Consider the following 18803-nt stretch of genomic DNA (forward strand, 5'->3'; position numbering starts at 1 on the left):
AACGACCGGTTCGAGAAACAATTCCCTGTGCCCGCCATGGCGCGCAACCGCAAGTGTGTAGTGCATAATTTGTTAAGCGGCTTCGGTTTGGCCCGGCAGAAGAGCTTATGCCGCCGGCCCTATGCGCAGCATGTGATTGTCCCAGACATAGTCCGGTTCCGTCCGCGTGGCACCACCGCCCTCGATGATCTCGCCGGCGCCCGTGGTGGCCATGAAACCTGCCCCGTCGGGCGCCACGCCGCAGACCTCGACCAGCGCGCTGGAGGAGACGATCCGGCCGCTGCTCGCATCGATCACGACAAGCGAATTGCCTTCCGGCGAGGAGACGGCGACGGTGCCGGCACCAGGATTGGCGGCGACCGAGCCGATATAGTTGCGGAAACCGGACAGCACATCCCGCGGCATGTCGAGCAATGCCAACTCCTTACCCCGCGCGGCGCGACCGACCAGAAGCGGACGATCGGTGCCGGAGCCCCTGTATTGGCAGCCGAACCAGACGGTGCCGGTCTGGTCGATATCCATGTGGCGGATCGACAATTGGTGGAGAGCGGCCGGCAGTTCATGCTTTTCGATCAGGTCGCCGGTGACGCGGTCGACCAGCACATAGGAAGGCTTCATGGTGGCAATGTTGAGCTCGGCGCGTCCATAGTCTGGATGGGTCTCGATGCCGCCATTGGCGACCGCGATCGTCTTGCCGTCGCCCAGCAGAAGAAGTTCGTGCGGGCCCATGCCGTAGGTCGGGAATTCGCCGATGCGATTGAATTTCGCCCGCGCGTCATAGACGCCGACCACGCCAGCGGCGTTGTCGAAGTCGTTCTCGGTGGCGTAGAGCAGAGCGCCGTCGGGCGAGAAGACACCATGACCGAAGAAGTGCCGGCCCGCGATGCTGGCGATGGTCCGCGGGGCGTCGCGCCCCGCGTGATCGAAAACCACGGCGAAGGTGCCGGGCTGGCGGGCGAAAACCACCGAACGCTTCGATATCGGATCGAAGGTGACGTCATGACCGCGATCGGGCAGGTCGATCGCATGCAGCACCTTGCCGGCCTCGGACAGAACGGCGGCACCAAAACTGCCGTCGCGCTTGACGAAGGCGGTGGCGAACACGGCATCCGCCGCGAGCGTATTTGCCCAGGCCGAGGGCGTCACGGCGGCGGCAAAGCCAATGCCGGCGGCCCTCAAGAAATCGCGGCGGTCGATGAGAGGCGTTTTCAAGACATGGCCCTCCCCTGCACTGGCCGGCTCCAAGACATGGTAATTTTTAGTGATCGGAGCTGACGCTTGGCACCTGCCGATTCTTCGAATGACTCATCGCAGACGTTGGAAGTTGGCCGAAGCCTCCGGAACTTCGTCATCCTTGGGCGGAGCAGGAGCGTAGCTCCGTCGCGGAGACCCAAGGATCCATGCCGTGACTTTCGCCGAGGAATGCAGCAGAGCAGAATTCTGAACCGTTGCAAGGCCTTGCGGTCACGGCATGGATCCTGGGGTCTACGCCGCGTCGCTTCGCTCCTTGCTTCGCCCCAGGATGACGAAGCTATGGGCGTTTCGGCCAATCTCAAGGTCACGCTCAGTCTCCATCCAGCGACGAGAAGCCGGCGGTCAGGCCGAATTCGGCGGTCAGCCTGGCGCCGATCAGGGTCGACAGGCTGGAGGTGATCAGGGCGAGATGCTCGAGTTTTTCGCGCAGCGCCGGATCGGCGAGCGCCTTGTCGATCGGACCCTGGACGGCCTTGGCGGTCGCAACGCCGTTGAGCAGCTGGATGTGGATCGACTCTGCCATCCAGCGCGCATCCGGCGGCAGCGCGTTGCCGAGCTTCGACACCTGGAACAGCGCATCGATGCCGGCCAGATTTCCGGCCAGCGCGTTGGCGGTGTTCTGCGAACGCCAGTAGATCGCCTGTTTTGGCTTGTCGGCCTCGGGCTTGGCGCCCAGAAAACCCTTCAGGCGCACATCGCGGACCATTTCCAGTTCGTTGATCAAGACGCCGACCAGTTCGGTCACCGCCTCGTTACCATCGCGATAGAGCGTGTTTTGCGGCCCCGGATTGGCCCACAGTGCCGCGAATCCATCTGGTTTGTCCCAGGCCGCGCTGACGTCCGCGGCGATGGTTTCGATGTTGCCGGCGACAGCCGCCCCGTAAGCGCAGCGATAGGATTCAGCCTTGCCCGTCAAGGCGTCGGCGCCGTCGCCGTAGAGCACGAATTCCAGCGCCCCGAGCCCCTGCATGGCAACGCTCTTGCCGGCAAGCTGGACAGGATCGGTGGCAGCGGGATCCTTGTCCGACAACGCCGCCTGCACCTGTTTCAGGCCGATGCTCTTGCGATCCGGCCAGAACAGCATGCGCTCCAGCCTGTTGTTCTCCTTGATCGGCCCGAAACCGATGATCTCGGCCGATGACCAGGCGTAGACGGTAGCCGAGAACGCGGCTCGCGCCGCTTCAAGGTCCGCTTGCGAGGGCGCCTCGCAAAGCTTGTGCATGGCTTTGGTCAGGGCTTCCGCATGCTGGTGCAGGTCCTCATATGCCGGGCGGACAAAGCCGTCGATCGCGCGCTGGATGACATCAGAGGCTTTCACCGCGGCCGATGCGGGCAAGGCGCCCAGCAGAACCAGCGGAAGAACGAGAACCAGCGCGAAACGCTTCGCCATCAAAGTGACCCCAGGAATTTGACCAATGCATCGCGCTCGGTGGCGCTGGTGGCGGCAAAGCGGTCGCGCGCCTTCTGCGCCTCGCCGCCATGCCACAGGATGGCCTCGACCAAAGTGCGCGCACGACCATCGTGCAGATAGAAGGAATTGCCGTTGACCATTTCGGTGAGGCCGATGCCCCATAGCGGCGGCGTGCGCCACTCATTGCCGGTCGCATCGCCCACAGCCTGGCCGTCGGCAAGATCCGGCCCCATGTCGTGCAGCAGGAAATCGGAATAAGGCCAGATCAACTGGAACGCCTGCGGCTTGTCAGGTGCATCGCGACGGGTAACGAATTTCGGCGTGTGACAGGCAACGCAGCCGATTTCATAAAAGACCTTCTTGCCGGCGAGCACCTCAGGCGAGGCGAGGTCGCGTCGCGCCGGCACCGCCAGGTTGCGCGAATAGAAGGTGACGAGATCCATCACCGGCGCCGGCGCCTCGACCGGGCCGAGGCGCGCCTGCACGCCGTTGGGCATGGCGAGGCACTTTTCCTGCGCGGCGGTGCAATCGCCCCAGTGTTTCGGCGCCTCCGGCGTCGAGATGCCGATATCGCCGGCAAAGGCATCGGCGGCCTGCTGGCGGATCGACGCGGTCTGCGCCTTCCAGCCGAAACGGCCAAGCGTCAGCTCGCCGCTCAGGCCATCACGCACGATGTTGGGCTTGCCGGAAATACCATCGCCATCCCTGTCGTCAGGGTCGGCACGGGCCAGAATGTCGGCCGGCGCGATCTGTTCGATGAGGCCGAGGCCGATCATCGGCGGCGTCAGGCGCGGCGACAGCGTGGTGTGCGGATCGAGCGGCCCGTAGCCGAGATCATCGATCGTATAGGCGGGTTTGCGCAGTAAAACCGCGGTGCCGTCCGGCAGTTCCACCTTCCGTTCCCGATAGTCGACACGCATCCTGCCCTCACCCCTGAGACCAGGCACGGCCAGTTGCTGCAATTGCGTGCCATAGACCGGGTCTGGAAGGTTGAGCAGCCTATAGTCGGCGAGCGCCGCCTTTTCTTCCGCGCTGCTGGCATCGCGCGCCAGCCGCAGGAACATCGAGGTGGTGCCAACATCGGCTTGCGGCGGCCGTCCGCGTCCATCCTTCAGATGGCAGTTCTGGCAGGCCCGTTCGTTGAACAAGGGTCCGAGCCCATCCGATGCCTGCGTCGAGGACGGCGATGAGACCCAGTTCTTGCGGAAAAGCGCATTGCCGAGCTTGAAGGTGCCTTCTTCCTCGAAGCTGATGTTGGCCGAAGATTGCGAGAAGGAATCACGGCTGATGTCTTTCCGCGAGGTGCCGGCGCCACCTTGCATCAGTTCGAAAGGCTCGGGCTTGGAAAAATCCGTGGTCGGCCTGGTAATGGCTGTGACGCGCACCTGATCCTTGGCATTAAGGTCGGTGCGCGTGGTGGCGAGACCGGCGGGTAGAAGGTCGCCGGCGATGGCAGAAGTGGTCAGCGCCAGCATCAGAATAATGCCGTGCCGACCAGCCGATATGGCTGGCATTTTCCGGAGGCGCGGCGGGCCCTTGGCCCGCCGCAAGCGGCGCAGGACGTCTAAGAGGCGCCGCATTCCCGCATATCCTTAGTCCGCCTCGTCCGCCGGTGCGGCGTTGAGCTGGCCGTACTTTTCCTCACCGATCGAGGCCAGCAGGTCGAGCTGCGTCTCGAGGAAGTCGATATGGCTTTCCTCGTCGGCGAGCAGTTCCTCGAACAGTTTCATCGTCACGTAGTCGCCCGCTTCCTCGCAGATTTCGCGCGAGCGCTTATAGGCAGTGCGCGCGTCATATTCACCGGCCAGGTCGGATTCGAGCACTTCCTTGACGTTCTGGCCGATGCGCAGCGGCGCCACGGACTGCAGGTTGGGATGGCCTTCAAGGAAGATGATGCGGGCGACGAGCTTGTCGGCGTGGTGCATCTCCTCGATCGATTCCGCCCGCTCCTTCTTGGCCAGCTTGGCGTATCCCCAATCCTCGAGCAGGCGGAAATGCACCCAATACTGGTTGACGGCGCCGAGCTCCAGAAAGAGAGCCTCGTTAAGCCGCTCGATGATCTGTGGTTCGCCTTTCATGGGTCCTGCTCCCGTATTGGATGCGCAGGCCTCTGACGCGATCCAGATGTGAAACGATGTCCACGCCGCTTGCCTGCGAGCGGGCGTGGTAGTTCTCGGTGACCCGAATGATCGTTTCGACCACATTTGGGAAGCAGCCGCAACAGCGACCCCGTTTGTGCATGGCGTGATAGACCTTTGCCGGCACGATGAGCTGCCAGGGATCCTCATCCAGCAGGCCGATGATCGTCTGCTCGATCTCCTTCTCGGTGATGATGTTGCAATGGCAGATCAGCATTTCGTCGCTCTGGCTGACGGCGCTCCGATGCGCCGTTTGGCTGGGGGCTTACTTGAACACCTTGTCGGGCGCGTCGAGACTGTCGGAGCCTTCGAAGGCGATGTTGTTCAGCTTCAAGGCGCCGACGGCGCGTTCGATCGACTTGGTCTGGTCGATCAATGCGTCGATTGCCGCCTGCACGGTGGCATTGCCCGCCGTATTGCCCTCGGCGATCTGCTGGTCGTAGGCCTCGCCGGCCAATGCCCGTGCCTTGATGGCTTCCATCTTGGCGACCGAAACATCGAGCTTGTCGGACAGTTCCTTGTCGATTGCCGGATCCGCTGCCTTGACCATGTCGTGCACCGAGGGACCCGAAACGACGGTACCATCCAGCCTTGTGTAGCTGGCGTGATAGGCGGCGCGAATGCCGACTGCATCATAGAGATGAGAATTGTAGGTGTTGTCGGAGAAGCAGTCATGCTCCTCTTCGGGATCGTGCAGCAGCAGGCCGAGCTTCATGCGCTCGCCGGCCAGTTCGCCGTAGGAGAGCGAGCCCATGCCGGTGAAGATGATCGAGATCGCGGTGTTCGGCTCGCCATCGACGAGGTTCTTGCGCGCGGCGCCGTCTTCCTTCCAGTCGTTGACCATCTTCTGCAGGTCGGAGACCAGAAGGTCAGTTGCCGATTTCAGGTACTGTGCGCGGCGGTCGCAATTGCCGCCGGTGCAGTTCTTGAGGTCGTAATCCGTATAGGGACGCTCGCCGGCGCCTGGACCGGTGCCATGCAGATCCTGGCCCCAGAGCAGGAACTCGATGGCGTGATAGCCGGTAGCGACGTTGGCCTCGATACCGCCGGCTTGCTGCAAGGTCCCGGAGAGGAATTCCGGCGAAAGCGTCGAGGCGTCGATCTTCTTGCCGTTGATTTCGATCTCCTTGTTGGCGATCACATTGGCGGTGTAGAGAGAATTCGCGTCCGATTCCGTGCCGTAGCTCTTGGCGACATAGTCGATCAGGCCTTCGTCCAGCGGCCAGGAATTCACCTCGCCCTCCCAGTCGTCGACGACCTTGTTGCCGAAGCGATAGACCTCGGTCTGCTGGTAGGGCACGCGCGCCGCCTTCCAGGCGTCGCGGGCGGCATTGAGCGTTTCCGCCGACGGGTTGGCCAGCAGCACGTCGACCGCCTTGTCCAGCGTCCGCGCCGTGGTTAGCGAATCCTCGTACTTGGCAAGCGCGATGTCGGAATAGGTCTTGATCACCGCCTTCGCATCGGTTTGCGCCTTTGCAGGCAGCACGAACACCGCCGCCGTCAGCAGCGCCGTGGCGCCGATCGCCACAAGCCTGCCGCCATATCGTGCCGTCATTATCGCTCTCCAGTTTCTCGGGAATTCCGCAAACGGCGCGCGCGGCAACCGGCACCAGGCCGTGTGCATGCCACCGGCCGCAAGATATGCCGCGCTGCCGCGCGGCTCAGGGAAGAAAGACACCAAAATGCCTCCAATCGAACGGGTTCAAGGCCCAGACATCAAAGGGATGCGCCAATGCGCAAGCTTCCTTAAAACTTCGAGTTCGATGGAGTCAACGGAAATTGCTGAAAAACCTAATCGAAACAACAGTTTAGAATTATTCTAAACTACAACTGTCAACTTTACGCGTTCCCCTGCACCGGCTTTGCGGCCGAACTGTACGATTGACAGTCGCCATCCCGGGTGCGACCCGCAGACATTCTCTTGCGGCGGTGCCAGGCAATTGCCACTTGGCGAGGCGTCCTAGGATCGAATCGGGATCGGAATGCGATGAAGAACGGCGTGGTCATTGTCGGTGCGGGTCATGCGGGCGTGCAGGCGGCCGCCAGTCTGCGCGAGGATGGCTATGATGGGCCGGTGATCCTGGTGGGCGACGAGAACGAACTGCCCTATCACAGGCCGCCGCTGTCGAAGACTTTCATCAAGGATGCCACGGCCAAGCCGCAGCCCTTGCGCGGCGAAGCCTTCTACACCGGCAGCGCCATCGACTACCGGCCGGGCATCCGGATCGAGCGCATCGATACCGGCCGCGGCAGTCTCGACATCGCTGGCGGTGGCGCACTTGCCTTCGACCATCTGATCCTGGCGACCGGATCGCGCCCGCGTGCCTTGCCATTACCCGGCGCGGAGCTGTTCGGCGTGGTGTCGCTGCGCTCGCTGGCGGATGCCCGGCTGATCCGGGACTTGAGCGCGCACAGCGAAGATGTCGTTATTCTCGGCGGCGGCTTCATCGGACTGGAAATCGCCGCGACGCTTCGGGCGGCGGGCCGCACCGTCACCGTTGTCGAGGCGGTCGACCGGCTGCTTGGCCGCGCCGTGGCGCCGGTGGTGGCCAGCCATGTCCGGCAAAGGCTGGAAGCGACAGGCGTGCGCATCCTCACCGGCACCTCGATTGCAAGGCTCGAAGGCGAAGACGGCCATGTCACCGCCGCGATCACCACCTCAGGCGAAAGGCTGCCGGCGCGCATGGTCGTGGTGGGCATCGGTGCCGTGCCGAATGTCGAACTGGCGCAGGAAGCCGGCCTCACCATCGCCAACGGCATCCGCGTCGATCACCAGATGCGCAGCTCGGTACCGGATATCCTCGCCATCGGCGACGCCGCCTCGTACCGGCACTGGTTCACCGGCGGCGACGTGCGGCTGGAATCGGTGCAAAACGCCACCGACCAGGCGCGGCTCGCCGCGCGCACCATATCAGGCCACGCCGACGCTTATTCGGCGGTGCCATGGTTCTGGTCCGACATTGGCGACATGAAATTGCAGATGGTCGGGCTGACATCAGGCGGCGACAGCCATGTCGTGCTCGGTGACCTGCCCGACAACAAGTTCTCGATCTACCACTACGCGGGAGATCGGTTGCTCGGCATCGAATCCGTCAACCGCCCCGGCGATCACATGCTTGGCCGCAAGATGCTCGGCGCCGGCTTCTCGCCGACACCGCAGACGGTGGCCACGGGTCCCGAAGGGCTGAAGGCGGCTCTGGCTGCCTTTCAGCAGGATGAGCTGGCAAGAGCTGCGGGATAGCCGCCCTCCCCTTGTGGGAGGGTCGCTGCGAAGCAGCGGCGGGGTGGGTCGGCGCCAAGCCCCCCACCCGGACCTGCGGTCCGACCTCCCCACGAGGGGGAGGTAACGTGGTTCAGGCTGCGCAGACTTCGCGGATCGAGCTTTCCAGAATGTCGAGCGCTTCGTTCATGACCTCGTCCTGGATGGTGATCGGCGCCAGGAAGCGGATGACGTTGCCGTAGACGCCGCAGGTCAACAGGATCAGACCCTTGTCGAGAGCCTTCAGGCGGATCGCGTTGGCGATCTCGGCCGACGGCAGGCCTTTCTTGACGTCGTTGAACTCGACCGCGTTCATGAAGCCCAGACCCCTGATGTCGACGATCTCGGGCACGTCGTCACGGATCGACTGCAGACGCTGCTTGAGCCGCGCACCCAGCGTGTTGGCGCGGTCGCAGAGCTTTTCGTCCTCGATGACATCCAGGACGGCGTGTGCCGCGGCGACGCCGATCGGGCTGCCGCCATAGGTGCCGCCGAGCCCGCCGGGGCTGGGCGCATCCATGATCTCGGCGCGGCCGGTGACCGCCGCAAGCGGGAAGCCGCCGGCCAGGCTCTTGGCCATGGTGGTGATGTCGGCCGCCACCTCGTGATGGTCCATGGCGAACATCCTGCCGGTGCGGGCAAAGCCGGTCTGCACTTCGTCGGCGATGAGCAGCATGCCGTGCTGATCGCAGAGCTTGCGTAGCGCCGTCAGGAGTTCACGCGGCGCGTCGTAGAAGCCGCCCTCGCCCTGAACGGGCTCGATGATGATTGCGGCGACGCGGGCCGGATCGACATCCGCCTTGAACAGCTTGTCGAGTGCCGCCAGCGAATCGGCGACCGAGACGCCATGCAGTTGCACGGGGAACGGCACGTGGTAGACGTCGCCCGGCATGGCGCCGAAGCCAACCTTGTAGGGCACGACCTTGCCGGTCAGCGCCATGCCCATGAAGGTGCGGCCGTGGAAGCCGCCGCCGAAGGCGATGACGGCCTGGCGGCCGGTGGCGTTGCGAGCGATCTTGATGGCATTCTCCACCGCCTCGGCGCCGGTGGTGACGAAGATCGTCTTCTTCTCGAACTTGCCGGGCAGCATGGCGTTCAGCCGTTCGGCCAGCCGCACATAGCTCTCGTAAGGCACGACCTGGTGGCAGGTGTGGGTGAAGCGGTCGAGTTGCGCCTTGACCGCCTCGATCACCCTGGGATGACGATGGCCGGTGTTGACGACGGCGATGCCCGAGGAGAAGTCGATATAGCGGCGGCCCTCGACATCCCAGATCTCCGAATTCTCGGCCCGGTCGGCGTAGATTTGCGTGGTCATGCCGACGCCGCGCGAGATCGACTGGTTCTTGCGTTCGGAAATGGCGGAGTTCTTCATCATATCCCTCACCGGGCCGGCGCCCGTTCTGTTTGATGCCGTTGAGTTCCCTTCTGGCCTTATTTCAGGTTTTCCTCAAGCCGGCACCATCGCAGGGTCGATTGGGCCTGACTTAACCAGTCCGGCGATACGTCTACGAGACCGGTTTCCTTTTTTCCGGGATCGACTATCCTCCTGACTATCCGCGAGGGACCGCGATCAGCGACCGGCGCGCGGCCGAGGGGAGCCATGAGCAGGAACGTGACATCGTCCGTCTCGCCGCCATCCGCCAAAACTCCTAGCCTTTTGTCTTTTCCAGCCGCTTCAATTCTCGCCTGCACGGCCCTGGCGCTGCTCGCCGGTTGCCAAAAGCAGGCGGCGGCGGAAAAGAAGCTGCCGGTCATGGTACGCACCGAAACGGTGGCGATGGCCGACTATGCGCCGAGAACCTCCCTGACCGGGGTGATCGCGGCGCGCACGCTGAACAATCTTTCGTTCCGGGTTGGCGGACGCGTCGCCGAGCGGCTTGTCGATGTCGGCCAGCATGTCGATCAGGGGACAGTGCTTGCCCGCATCGATCCGCAGGAGCAGGAATCCGATCTGCGATCGGCGCAGGCCGATCTCGATGCCGCGCAGGCGCAACTGACCCAGGCCGCGGCCACTTTCGAGCGGCAAAAGACGCTGCTTGCCCAGGGCTTCACCACCAGGCGCGATTATGACGCGGCCGATCAGGCACTGAAGGTGGCGCAAGGCAGCGTCGATGCCACGCAGAGCGCGCTCGCCAACGCCCGGCAGAACCTGTCTTTCACCGAACTCAAGGCCGGTGCCGCCGGCGTGATCACCGCCCGCCAGGTCGAAGCCGGCCAGGTGGTGCAGGCGGCGCAGACCGTCTTCACCGTTGCCGAGGACGGTGACCGCGACGCCGTGTTCAACGTGCAGGAGACGCTGGTCGCCAGGACGCCGGCCTCGCCGGCGGTGACGATCACGCTGTTATCCGATCCGCAGGTCAGAGCAACGGGCAAGGTGCGCGAGATCTCGCCGGCGGTCGACCCGGCTTCGGGCTCGATAAGGGTCAAGGTCGCCATTCCCGAGACGCCCGCCGGCATGCCGCTTGGGGCGGCCGTCATCGGCTCAGTCGGCGCCAAACCGGCGAAGGCGATCCTGTTGCCCTGGCAGGCCCTGACATCCAGCGCCGGCAAGCCGGCGGTCTGGATCGTCGATCCCGCGACCAAGGCAGTCGCGACGACGCCGGTCGAGGTGCTGGCGTTCGATTCGGGTACCGTCGTCATTGCCAAGGGACTGAGCGAGGGCCAGAGCGTCGTTACGTCAGGCGGGCAACTGCTCAACCCCGGCCAGACAGTCGAAATATCGGGAGCGGCGCAATGAAGCGGCTCCTGCTTGGCCTTGCCGCGCTTGGCACGCTTGCAGCCTGTTCGAAATCGGAGGAAAAACCGCCGGAGATCGTCCGGCCGGTGCTGTCGGTCGTGGTCGAGCCGCGCACCACCCAGATCTTCGGTTTCGCCGGCTCGGTTGAACCGCAGGTCAGTGCCGATCTTGCCTTCCGACTGCTCGGTCGCGTCGTCTCGCGCGACGTCAAGGTCGGCGACACCGTCAGCAAGGGCACGACCATCGCGGCTCTCGATCCGACCGCGCTGGAGCTGGCCGTCCAGGCGGCCAGGGCCGAACTCTCCAATGCGCAGGCGCAGTTCGCCAATGCCGCCGCCAGCGAGGAGCGCCAGCGCCAGTTGCTCACCTCGGCCAATACGTCGCAGTCTGTCTTCGATGCCGCGCAGCAGGCACGCAAGGCTGCGGAAGCCAGCGTCGAGCGGGCCAAGGCTTCGCTGGCCAAGTCCCAGGAGCAGCTCGGCTACGCCAGGCTGTTCTCGGATTTCGACGGCGTCGTCACCGCCGTCGGAGCGGAGGTCGGCCAAACCGTCTCGCCGGGCCAGACGGTCGTCACCGTGGCACGCTCGGACCCGCGTGAAGCGGTCGTCGATATTCCCGACCAGTTGACCAGCGATCTCTCGGCCGGCACGCCCTTCCAGGTCATCTTGCAGTCGCTGCCGACAATCCAGACAGAGGCCAAGCTGCGCGAGATCGCGCCCCAGTCCGAGGGCTCGACCCGCACCCGGCGCGTCAAGCTGACGCTCACCAATCCGCCGCAAGCCTTCAGGCTCGGTTCGACGGTAACCGCGACCCGGATGACCAAGGTCGTACCAACGATCGAACTGCCCATCTCGGCGCTGCTCGAAAAAAACGGTTCTGAAAAAGTGTGGATCGTCGATCCAAAGACATCGAGCGTGAGCGCGCGCGATATCAAGGTCGCTTCGAAGTCTGGAGGCACCTTCACCGTGGCGGACGGGCTCGAGGCCGGCATGCGCGTCGTCACCGCCGGCGTTCACAGCCTCGTCGACGGCCAGAAGGTCAAAGTGCCCGCGGGAGGGGCCTCATGAAGGGCTTCAACCTCTCCGACTGGGCGCTCAACCACCGCTCGCTGGTCTGGTATTTCATGCTGGTCTTCGTGGTGGCCGGCGTATTTTCCTATCTCAATCTCGGCCGCGAGGAAGATCCCAACTTCACCATCAAGACCATGATCATCCAGGCTAACTGGCCGGGTGCCTCGGTCAAGGAGACGGTGCAGCAGGTGACCGATCGTATCGAGAAAAAGCTCGAGGAACTCGACAGCCTCGACTTCACCAGATCCGTCACCACCGCCGGCCAGACCGTCATCTTCGTCAACCTGAAGGACACCACCAAGGCACGCGACGTCGTGCCGAACTGGCTTCAGGTGCGCAACATGGTCAACGACATCAAGGCGCAGTTTCCGCAAGGCGTGCAGGGACCGTTCTTCAACGACCGCTTCGGCGATGTCTACGGCAACATCTATGCCTTCACATCAGACGGGCTGACGCCACGCCAGTTGCGCGACTATGTGGAGGATGTCAGGACCAAGATCCTGACCGTGCCCAATGCCGGCAAGGTCGATCTGGTCGGTGCGCAGGACGAGGCCATCTATCTCGAATTCTCGACCCGCCAGATAGCGGCGCTTGGCCTCAACCAGCAGCAAATCGTCGCCAGCCTGCAGGCCCAGAATGCGATCACCCCGTCCGGCGTCATCCAGTCCGGGCCGGAGCGCATCAGCGTGCGCGTCGGCGGCCAGTTCACCTCCGAGGAGAGCCTGCGCGCCATCAACCTGCGCGTCAACGATCGGTTCTTCCGGCTGAGCGACGTGGCGACGATCACGCGCGGTTATGCCGACCCGCCGACGGCCTTGTTCCGCTTCAACGGCCAGAACGCGATCGGGCTTGCCATCGGCATGAAGCCCAACGCCAATCTGCTCAAATTCGGCGAGGCGCTGCATGAGGAGATGAACAAGGTGCTGGCCGACCTGCCGGTCGGCGTCGGCGTGCATCTGGTAGCCGACCAGCCCGTCATCGTCGAGGAGGCGGTCTCAGGGTTCACGCGTGCGCTGTTCGAGGCGGTGGCGATCGTGCTTGCCGTCTCGTTCATCAGCCTTGGCATGCGCGCCGGCTTCGTGGTGGCGCTGTCGATCCCGCTGGTGCTGGCCATCACCTTCACGGTCATGGAGTATCTGGGGATATCGCTGCAGCGCATTTCGCTCGGCGCTCTGATCATCGCGCTCGGGCTGCTGGTCGACGACGCGATGATCGCGGTCGAAATGATGGTGGCGCGGCTGGAGGTCGGCGACAGCCTGCGCAAGGCGGCGACCCATGTCTACACCTCGACCGCCTTCCCGATGCTGACCGGCACGCTGGTGACGGTCGCGGGCTTCATCCCGATCGGGCTCAACTCGAGTGCTGCCGGCGAATATACCTTCACCTTGTTCGTCGTCATCGCGGTGTCGCTGCTGGTGTCATGGATCGTGGCGGTGCTGTTCGCGCCGCTGCTCGGCGTGACCATCCTGCCGGCGACGATGAAGACCAAGCATCATGACCAGCCAGGGCGCTTCACGTCGCTGTTCCGGCGCGTCCTTGTCGGCTCGGTGCGCCATCACTGGCTGACGATCATCGTGACCGTGCTTCTGTTCGCCGCCTCGATCGCCGGCTTCGGCCTGGTGCAGCAGCAGTTCTTCCCACCTTCCGACCGGCCGGAGCTGATCGTCGATTGGAACCTGCCACAGAACTCCTCGATTACCGAGACGCGCGACCAGATGGAGCGCTTCGAACAGCGGGCGCTGGTTGGCAATCCCGACATCGATCATTTTTCGTCCTATATCGGTCAGGGCGCCGTGCGCTTCGTGCTGGCCTATGACGTGCAGCCGGCCAATCCCTATTTCGGCCAGACGGTGATCGTCACCAAGAGCATCGAGGCGCGCAACCGGGTGAAGCCGGCGCTGGAGAAGCTGCTGCGCGCGGAGTTTGTCGGCACCGACGCTTTCGTCAAGCCGCTTGAACTCGGACCGCCGGTCGGGCGGCCTGTGCAGTACCGCGTCGGCGGCCCCGACATCCAGACGGTGCGAGAACTGGCGCAGCAATTCGCCGGCGTGATCTCGGTCAATCCGAAACTCGCGGCGCCGACTTTCGACTGGAACGAACCGCAGCGTGTGCTGAGGGTCGACGTGCTGCAGGACAAGGCGCGCCAACTCGGCATCACCTCGTCCGACATCGCCAGCACACTGAACAGCACGGTGGGCGGCGCGACGATCACGCAGGTGCGTGACGCGACGTACCTGATCAACGTCGTGGCTCGCTCGCGCGAGGCCGAACGCGGCTCGATCGAGACGCTGCAAAACATCCAATTGCCGACCGGAAATGGCGAGGCGATCCCACTCGCCGCGGTGGCCAATTTTCGCTACGATCTGGAGCAGCCCACCGTGTGGCGACGCGACCGCATCCCGACCATCACCGTGCGCGCCGGCTTGGTCGGCGACGTGCTGCCGGCGACCGTCGTCAACGAGTTGAAACCGTCGGTCGACGCCTTTATCGCCAAGCTGCCGGCCGGCTATTCGGTCGAGACCGCCGGCTCCGTCGAGGAAAGCGCCAAGAGCCAGGGGCCGATCGCGGCCGTGGTGCCGCTGATGCTGTTCGTCATGGCGACCATCCTGATGGTGCAGTTGCAGAGCTTCCAGCGCCTGTTCCTGGTGGTGGCGGTGGCGCCACTCGGGCTGATCGGCGTGGTCGCGGCCCTGGTGCCGAGCGGAGCGCCGCTCGGCTTCGTCGCCATTCTCGGCGTCTTGGCGCTGATCGGCATCCTGATCCGCAACTCGGTCATCCTGATCGTGCAGATCGAGGACCTTGTCGCCGAGGGCAGGGATCGCTGGGCCGCGGTCATCGAGGCAACGGAGCACCGCATGCGGCCGATCGCGCTGACGGCGGCCGCGGCCAGCCTGGCGCTGATCCCGATCGCGCGCGAAGTGTTCTGGGGGCCGATGGCGTATGCGATGATGGGCGGCATCATAGCGGGTACCGCGATCACGCTCTTGTTCCTGCCGGCGCTTTATGTGACGTGGTTCAGGATCAAGGAGCCGAAGCGGGAACAGGGCGGCGAAGTAGACCTCGCCGCTGTTGCGGAAACTTAAGGCGAGGTCGAGCTCCCTGGCGTGACGCGGAGAACTATCGTCAGATCTGCTTCGGAGCCGTCCTCACAAACCCGTCGCTGGCCCGCAACAGGTTGCGCGTATAATCCTTCGTCACACGGCGCTCGACGAGATCGTTGGCCACCAGATTCTCCACCGCCTCGCCGCCCTGCATCACCATCAGCCGCTCGCACATATGGGTGATGATTGCGAGGTCGTGGCTGACCATCAGGAAGGTCAGCTTGCGCCGCCGGCGGACTTCCTCCAGCAGGTTGAGGACTTCCGCCTGCACCGAGGCGTCGAGGGCCGAGGTCGGCTCGTCGAGCAGCAGGATCGAGGGCTCGAGGATAAGCGCGCGCGCGATCGCCACGCGCTGGCGCTGACCGCCGGAAAGCTGGTGCGCGTAACGGAAACGAAAGCCGTTGCCGAGGCCGACCTCGTCGAGCGCGCGTTCGATCCGCTTTTCGCCATCGGCAAAACCATGGATGGCGAGCGGCTCCTGCAGCAGGCGGTCGACGGTCTGGCGCGGGTGCAGCGAGCCGTAAGGATCCTGAAAGACCATCTGCACTTCGCGGTAAAAGGCCTTGTCGCGGCGCGCGCCGAGCGCCTTGCCATTGACTGTGATGCTGCCCGAGGCGACCGGCGCGAGGCCGGCTATGGCCCGCAGCAATGTCGATTTGCCCGAGCCGGATTCGCCGACCAGGCCGAAGGATTCGCCCTGCTGCACGTCGAGGCTGACGCCCTTCAGCGCGCGGAAGCGGTCGAAGATCACCTCCAGCCTGTCGACGGCAATCGCAGAAGTCATGCCGCCCACTCCGGCTTGCGGTCGAGCACCGGCAGCGGGTGACGGTCGGCGCCGATTTTTGGCATGCAGTTGAGCAGCCCCCGCGTGTAGGGATGCTGGGCCTGACTCAATTCCGACGCCTTGAGCTGCTCGACGACCTTGCCGGCATACATGACGATGACGCGGTCGCAGAAGGACGAGACCAGGCGCAGATCGTGCGAAATGAAGATCAGCCCCATGCCGCGCTCCGCGACCAGCCTGTCGAGGATGCCGAGCACGTCGAGTTGCACCGTGACGTCGAGCGCCGAGGTCGGCTCGTCGGCGATCATCATTTCCGGTCCGGCGATCAGCATCATGGCGATCATGGCGCGCTGGCCCATGCCGCCCGACACTTCGTGCGGATGCAGGTCGAAGACGCGTTTGGGATCGCGGATCTGCACCGCCTCGAGCATGGCCAGCGCGCGCTCGCGCGCCTCGGCCTTGCCGACCTTTTCGTGGGTGCGCAGCGTCTCGACGATCTGGCGGCCGATGCTCATCACCGGATCGAGCGAATATTTCGGGTCCTGCAGGATCATGGCGATGCGGTTGCCCCGCAGCGCCCGGCGTTGGCGTGGCGAGATGCCGAGCAGGTCGATGCCGTCGAAAGTCAATTTATTGGCCGATATCCGGGCCTGCGGCGGTGTCAGGCCCATGATGGCGCGGCCCGTCTGCGACTTGCCGGAACCGGACTCGCCGACGATGCCTAGGCGTTCGCGGCCAAGCGAAAAGGAAACGCCGCGCACCGCCTCGATCATGCCGGTGCGGGTCGGAAAGGTGACGCGCAGACCCTCGACGTCGAGGAGCGTGCTCTTGGATCGCTGCTGGTCAGGGGGGCCACTCATTGGTCACCGCTGCGGGGATCGAGTGCGTCGCGCAGGCCGTCGCCAAGCAGGTTGAAGCCGAGGCTGACGATAAGGATGGCGAAGCCCGGCGCACCAGCCACCCACCATTGGTCGAGGATGAAGCGGCGACCCGAAGCGATCATGGTGCCCCATTCCGGCAGCGGCGGCTGCGCGCCAAGGCCGAGGAAGCCGAGGCCCGCGGCCGTCAGGATGATGCCAGCCATGTCGAGCGTCACACGGACGATCAGCGAGGAGATGCACAATGGCATGATGTGGCGCAGCACGATGCGGAAAGGCGAGGCGCCCATCAATTGCACGGCCTTGATGTAGTCCGAGTTGCGCACGGTGAGCGTCTCGGCGCGGGCGATGCGCGCATAGGGCGGCCAGGAGGTGATGGCGATCGCCAGCACGGCGTTCTCGATGCCGGGGCCAAGGGCGGCGACGAAGGCCAGCGCCAGCACCAGCTTGGGGAAGGCAAGGAAGATGTCGGTGATGCGCATCAGTATGGCATCGGTCCAGCCGCCGGCATAGCCGGCGACGGTGCCGACCAGGAGACCGATGGGAGCGGCGATGATGGCGACCAGGACGACGACATAAAGCGTCCAGCGGGAGCCGTAGAGGATGCGCGAATAGATGTCGCGGCCGAGGTCGTCGGTGCCGAACCAGTGCTGCGCACTCGGCGCCAGCAGCCGCGCGTTCTTCAGGTCACCGAACGTCGGCGAATACGGCGCCAGCATACCGGCAAGGACGGCGACGAGCAGCAGCGCGATGATGATCAGCAGGCCGACAAAGGCCAGCCGGTTGGCGGAAAAGCGCCGCCACGCGACATAGGCGCGGCCGAGCCTTGCCTGCAAGCGCGATGCCGGCCGCTCCGACAGCAACCATTCGCGACGGGAGAAGGTGCGGGCGTCGGAGGCGGTCATGACGATGCCTCTTTAAGCTGTCGACCCCCACTCCGGTCTGCTTCGCAGACCACCTCTCCCCCGTTCGACGGGGGAGAGGAAAGGCGCCAAGCCTGCGACCGCGTTTTCCTCTCCCCCGGGCAGGGGGAGAGGTGGCCCGAAGGGCCGGAGTGGGGGTGATTAGCGGCAGCCAAGCCGGAAAGTGCAATACCTCTACTCATCCTGTCTTCGTCCTCGGGTCGAGCACACGGTAGAGCAGGTCGGACAGAAGATTGATGGCGATGAACACCGAGCCGATGACGATGGTACCGCCGAGAACGGCGTTCATGTCGGCGTTCTGCAGCGAGTTGGTGATGTAGAGGCCGATGCCCGGCCAGGAGAAGACGGTCTCGGTCAGCACCGAGCCCTCGAGCAGCCCGGCATAGGACAACGCGATCACGGTCACCATCGGCACGGCGGCATTGCGCAGCGCGTGGCCCCAGATGATGCGGGTTTCCGACAGGCCCTTGGCGCGCGCGGCGACGACATATTCCTGGGCGAGTTCGTTGAGCATGAACGAGCGCGTCATGCGGCTGATATAGGCCAGCGAGAAATAGCCGAGCAGCGAGGCCGGCAGGATGATGTGACGGAAGGCGTCGTAAAAGACGTCCCACTGTCCCTGCATCGCGGAGTCGAGCAGGTAGAAACCGGTGATCGGCGTGAACGTGTATTCGTAGACGACGTCGAGCCGTGCAGGGAAGGCCACCCATTGCAGCTTCGCGTAGAACAGCACCAGGGCCAGCAGACCCAGCCAGAAGATAGGTACGGAATAGCCGATCAGGCCGATGATGCGCACGACCTGGTCGACGAAGCTGCCGCGTTTGACCGCGGCCAGCACCCCGAGCGGCACACCGAACAACGCGCCGATCAGTGTCCCCAATGTCGCCAGTTCCGTGGTTGCCGGAAGGGCGCGGCGGATATCGGTCATGACAGGGTTGGTGGTCAGCACCGAGGTGCCGAAATCGCCGCTCAGCGCATGTTTCACATAGATGTAGAACTGCTCGATCAGCGGCAGGTCGAGACCCATCTCGCGGCGCGTGCGCTCCACGACATTGGCGGGTGCCCGGTCGCCGAGAACGGCCAGCACCGGGTCGATCGGGATGACACGGCCAATGAAGAAGGTGACCGCGAGAAGACCAAGATAGGTCGTCACCGCAATGACCAGGAATCGGCCAAGCGAAGATGCAAGGGCTACGGCGCGGGCGCTGCCGCGCCCGCCCTCGTTTTCAATCGCGCTCATGCGGGCGT

16 protein-coding genes are annotated in these 18803 nt (G+C 64.4%); 4 read left to right on the top strand and 12 right to left on the bottom strand.

Features of this window, described 5'->3' with window-relative positions; all coding sequences use genetic code 11:
• Positions 1 to 105: 105 nt before the first annotated feature.
• The 6 genes from FJ527_RS01870 to FJ527_RS01895 all read right to left on the bottom strand — a co-directional run bounded on the left by FJ527_RS01870 (position 106) and on the right by FJ527_RS01895 (position 6358).
• Entirely contained in the window at positions 106 to 1212 is a 1107-nt protein-coding gene (locus FJ527_RS01870; RefSeq protein WP_140821396.1) for a DUF1513 domain-containing protein, read from the bottom strand.
• Positions 1213 to 1564: 352 nt separating this feature from the next.
• Positions 1565 to 2644 (bottom strand): imelysin family protein, encoded by a 1080-nt coding sequence (locus FJ527_RS01875; RefSeq protein ID WP_015314024.1) that lies wholly within the window; start codon positions 2642 to 2644, stop codon positions 1565 to 1567.
• Positions 2644 to 4245, bottom strand: coding sequence for a di-heme oxidoredictase family protein (locus FJ527_RS01880; protein ID WP_015314025.1), 1602 nt, complete (start codon positions 4243 to 4245; stop codon positions 2644 to 2646). Before FJ527_RS01880 ends, FJ527_RS01875 begins: the two co-directional genes overlap by 1 nt.
• Before the next feature lie 12 nt (positions 4246 to 4257).
• Positions 4258 to 4743 (bottom strand): bacterioferritin, encoded by a 486-nt coding sequence (bfr, locus tag FJ527_RS01885; RefSeq protein WP_015314026.1) that lies wholly within the window; start codon positions 4741 to 4743, stop codon positions 4258 to 4260.
• The gene (locus tag FJ527_RS01890) at positions 4709 to 5020 is read right to left on the bottom strand and encodes a (2Fe-2S)-binding protein (protein ID WP_140821398.1); all 312 of its coding nucleotides are present in this window, start codon (positions 5018 to 5020) and stop codon (positions 4709 to 4711) included. The genes bfr and FJ527_RS01890 overlap by 35 nt, the downstream gene beginning before the upstream one ends.
• Positions 5021 to 5068: 48 nt before the next feature.
• A complete protein-coding gene (locus tag FJ527_RS01895; protein ID WP_140821400.1) occupies positions 5069 to 6358 on the bottom strand; it encodes an imelysin family protein in 1290 nt (429 codons plus the stop codon).
• 432 nt (positions 6359 to 6790) lie between these two features.
• Between FJ527_RS01895 and FJ527_RS01900 the strand changes: the two genes are divergently transcribed.
• A complete protein-coding gene (locus FJ527_RS01900; protein ID WP_140821402.1) occupies positions 6791 to 8044 on the top strand; it encodes an FAD-dependent oxidoreductase in 1254 nt (417 codons plus the stop codon).
• Between the two features lie 112 nt (positions 8045 to 8156).
• Here FJ527_RS01900 and FJ527_RS01905 read toward each other — a convergent pair whose 3' ends face one another.
• Both FJ527_RS01905 and FJ527_RS29535 read right to left on the bottom strand, forming a co-directional pair.
• Complete coding sequence (locus FJ527_RS01905; RefSeq protein WP_015314032.1) at positions 8157 to 9434, bottom strand: 4-aminobutyrate--2-oxoglutarate transaminase; 1278 nt, start codon at positions 9432 to 9434, stop codon at positions 8157 to 8159.
• A gap of 59 nt (positions 9435 to 9493) precedes the next feature.
• The gene (locus FJ527_RS29535) at positions 9494 to 9817 is read right to left on the bottom strand and encodes a hypothetical protein (RefSeq protein WP_224585246.1); all 324 of its coding nucleotides are present in this window, start codon (positions 9815 to 9817) and stop codon (positions 9494 to 9496) included.
• Here FJ527_RS29535 and FJ527_RS01910 point away from each other — a divergent pair.
• The 3 genes from FJ527_RS01910 to FJ527_RS01920 are packed head-to-tail and all read left to right on the top strand — an operon-like array spanning position 9816 to position 14952.
• Positions 9816 to 10799 (top strand): efflux RND transporter periplasmic adaptor subunit, encoded by a 984-nt coding sequence (locus FJ527_RS01910; RefSeq protein WP_246677669.1) that lies wholly within the window; start codon positions 9816 to 9818, stop codon positions 10797 to 10799. The genes FJ527_RS29535 and FJ527_RS01910 overlap by 2 nt on opposite strands.
• Positions 10796 to 11866: an efflux RND transporter periplasmic adaptor subunit gene (locus FJ527_RS01915; protein WP_140821406.1), complete on the top strand. Its 1071-nt coding sequence runs from the start codon at positions 10796 to 10798 to the stop codon at positions 11864 to 11866. The genes FJ527_RS01910 and FJ527_RS01915 overlap by 4 nt, the downstream gene beginning before the upstream one ends.
• On the top strand, positions 11863 to 14952 hold the full coding sequence (locus FJ527_RS01920; RefSeq protein WP_140821408.1) for an efflux RND transporter permease subunit: 3090 nt from the start codon (positions 11863 to 11865) through the stop codon (positions 14950 to 14952). The genes FJ527_RS01915 and FJ527_RS01920 overlap by 4 nt, the downstream gene beginning before the upstream one ends.
• Before the next feature lie 40 nt (positions 14953 to 14992).
• On the opposite strand, the gene FJ527_RS01925 is transcribed toward FJ527_RS01920, so the two are convergent.
• The 4 genes from FJ527_RS01925 to FJ527_RS01940 all read right to left on the bottom strand — a co-directional run bounded on the left by FJ527_RS01925 (position 14993) and on the right by FJ527_RS01940 (position 18795).
• Positions 14993 to 15754, bottom strand: a complete 762-nt coding sequence (locus tag FJ527_RS01925; RefSeq protein WP_140821410.1) for an ABC transporter ATP-binding protein — start codon at positions 15752 to 15754, stop codon at positions 14993 to 14995.
• Positions 15751 to 16614, bottom strand: a complete 864-nt coding sequence (locus tag FJ527_RS01930) for an ABC transporter ATP-binding protein (protein ID WP_140821412.1) — start codon at positions 16612 to 16614, stop codon at positions 15751 to 15753. Before FJ527_RS01930 ends, FJ527_RS01925 begins: the two co-directional genes overlap by 4 nt.
• Complete coding sequence (gene nikC / locus FJ527_RS01935) at positions 16611 to 17537, bottom strand: nickel transporter permease (RefSeq protein ID WP_015314038.1); 927 nt, start codon at positions 17535 to 17537, stop codon at positions 16611 to 16613. Before nikC ends, FJ527_RS01930 begins: the two co-directional genes overlap by 4 nt.
• Positions 17538 to 17733: 196 nt before the next feature.
• A complete protein-coding gene (locus FJ527_RS01940; protein WP_140821414.1) occupies positions 17734 to 18795 on the bottom strand; it encodes an ABC transporter permease in 1062 nt (353 codons plus the stop codon).
• Between the last annotated feature and the right edge of the window lie 8 nt (positions 18796 to 18803).

The sequence above is a fragment of the Mesorhizobium sp. B2-4-18 genome (assembly GCF_006441385.1).
Classification (GTDB): domain Bacteria; phylum Pseudomonadota; class Alphaproteobacteria; order Rhizobiales; family Rhizobiaceae; genus Mesorhizobium; species Mesorhizobium australicum.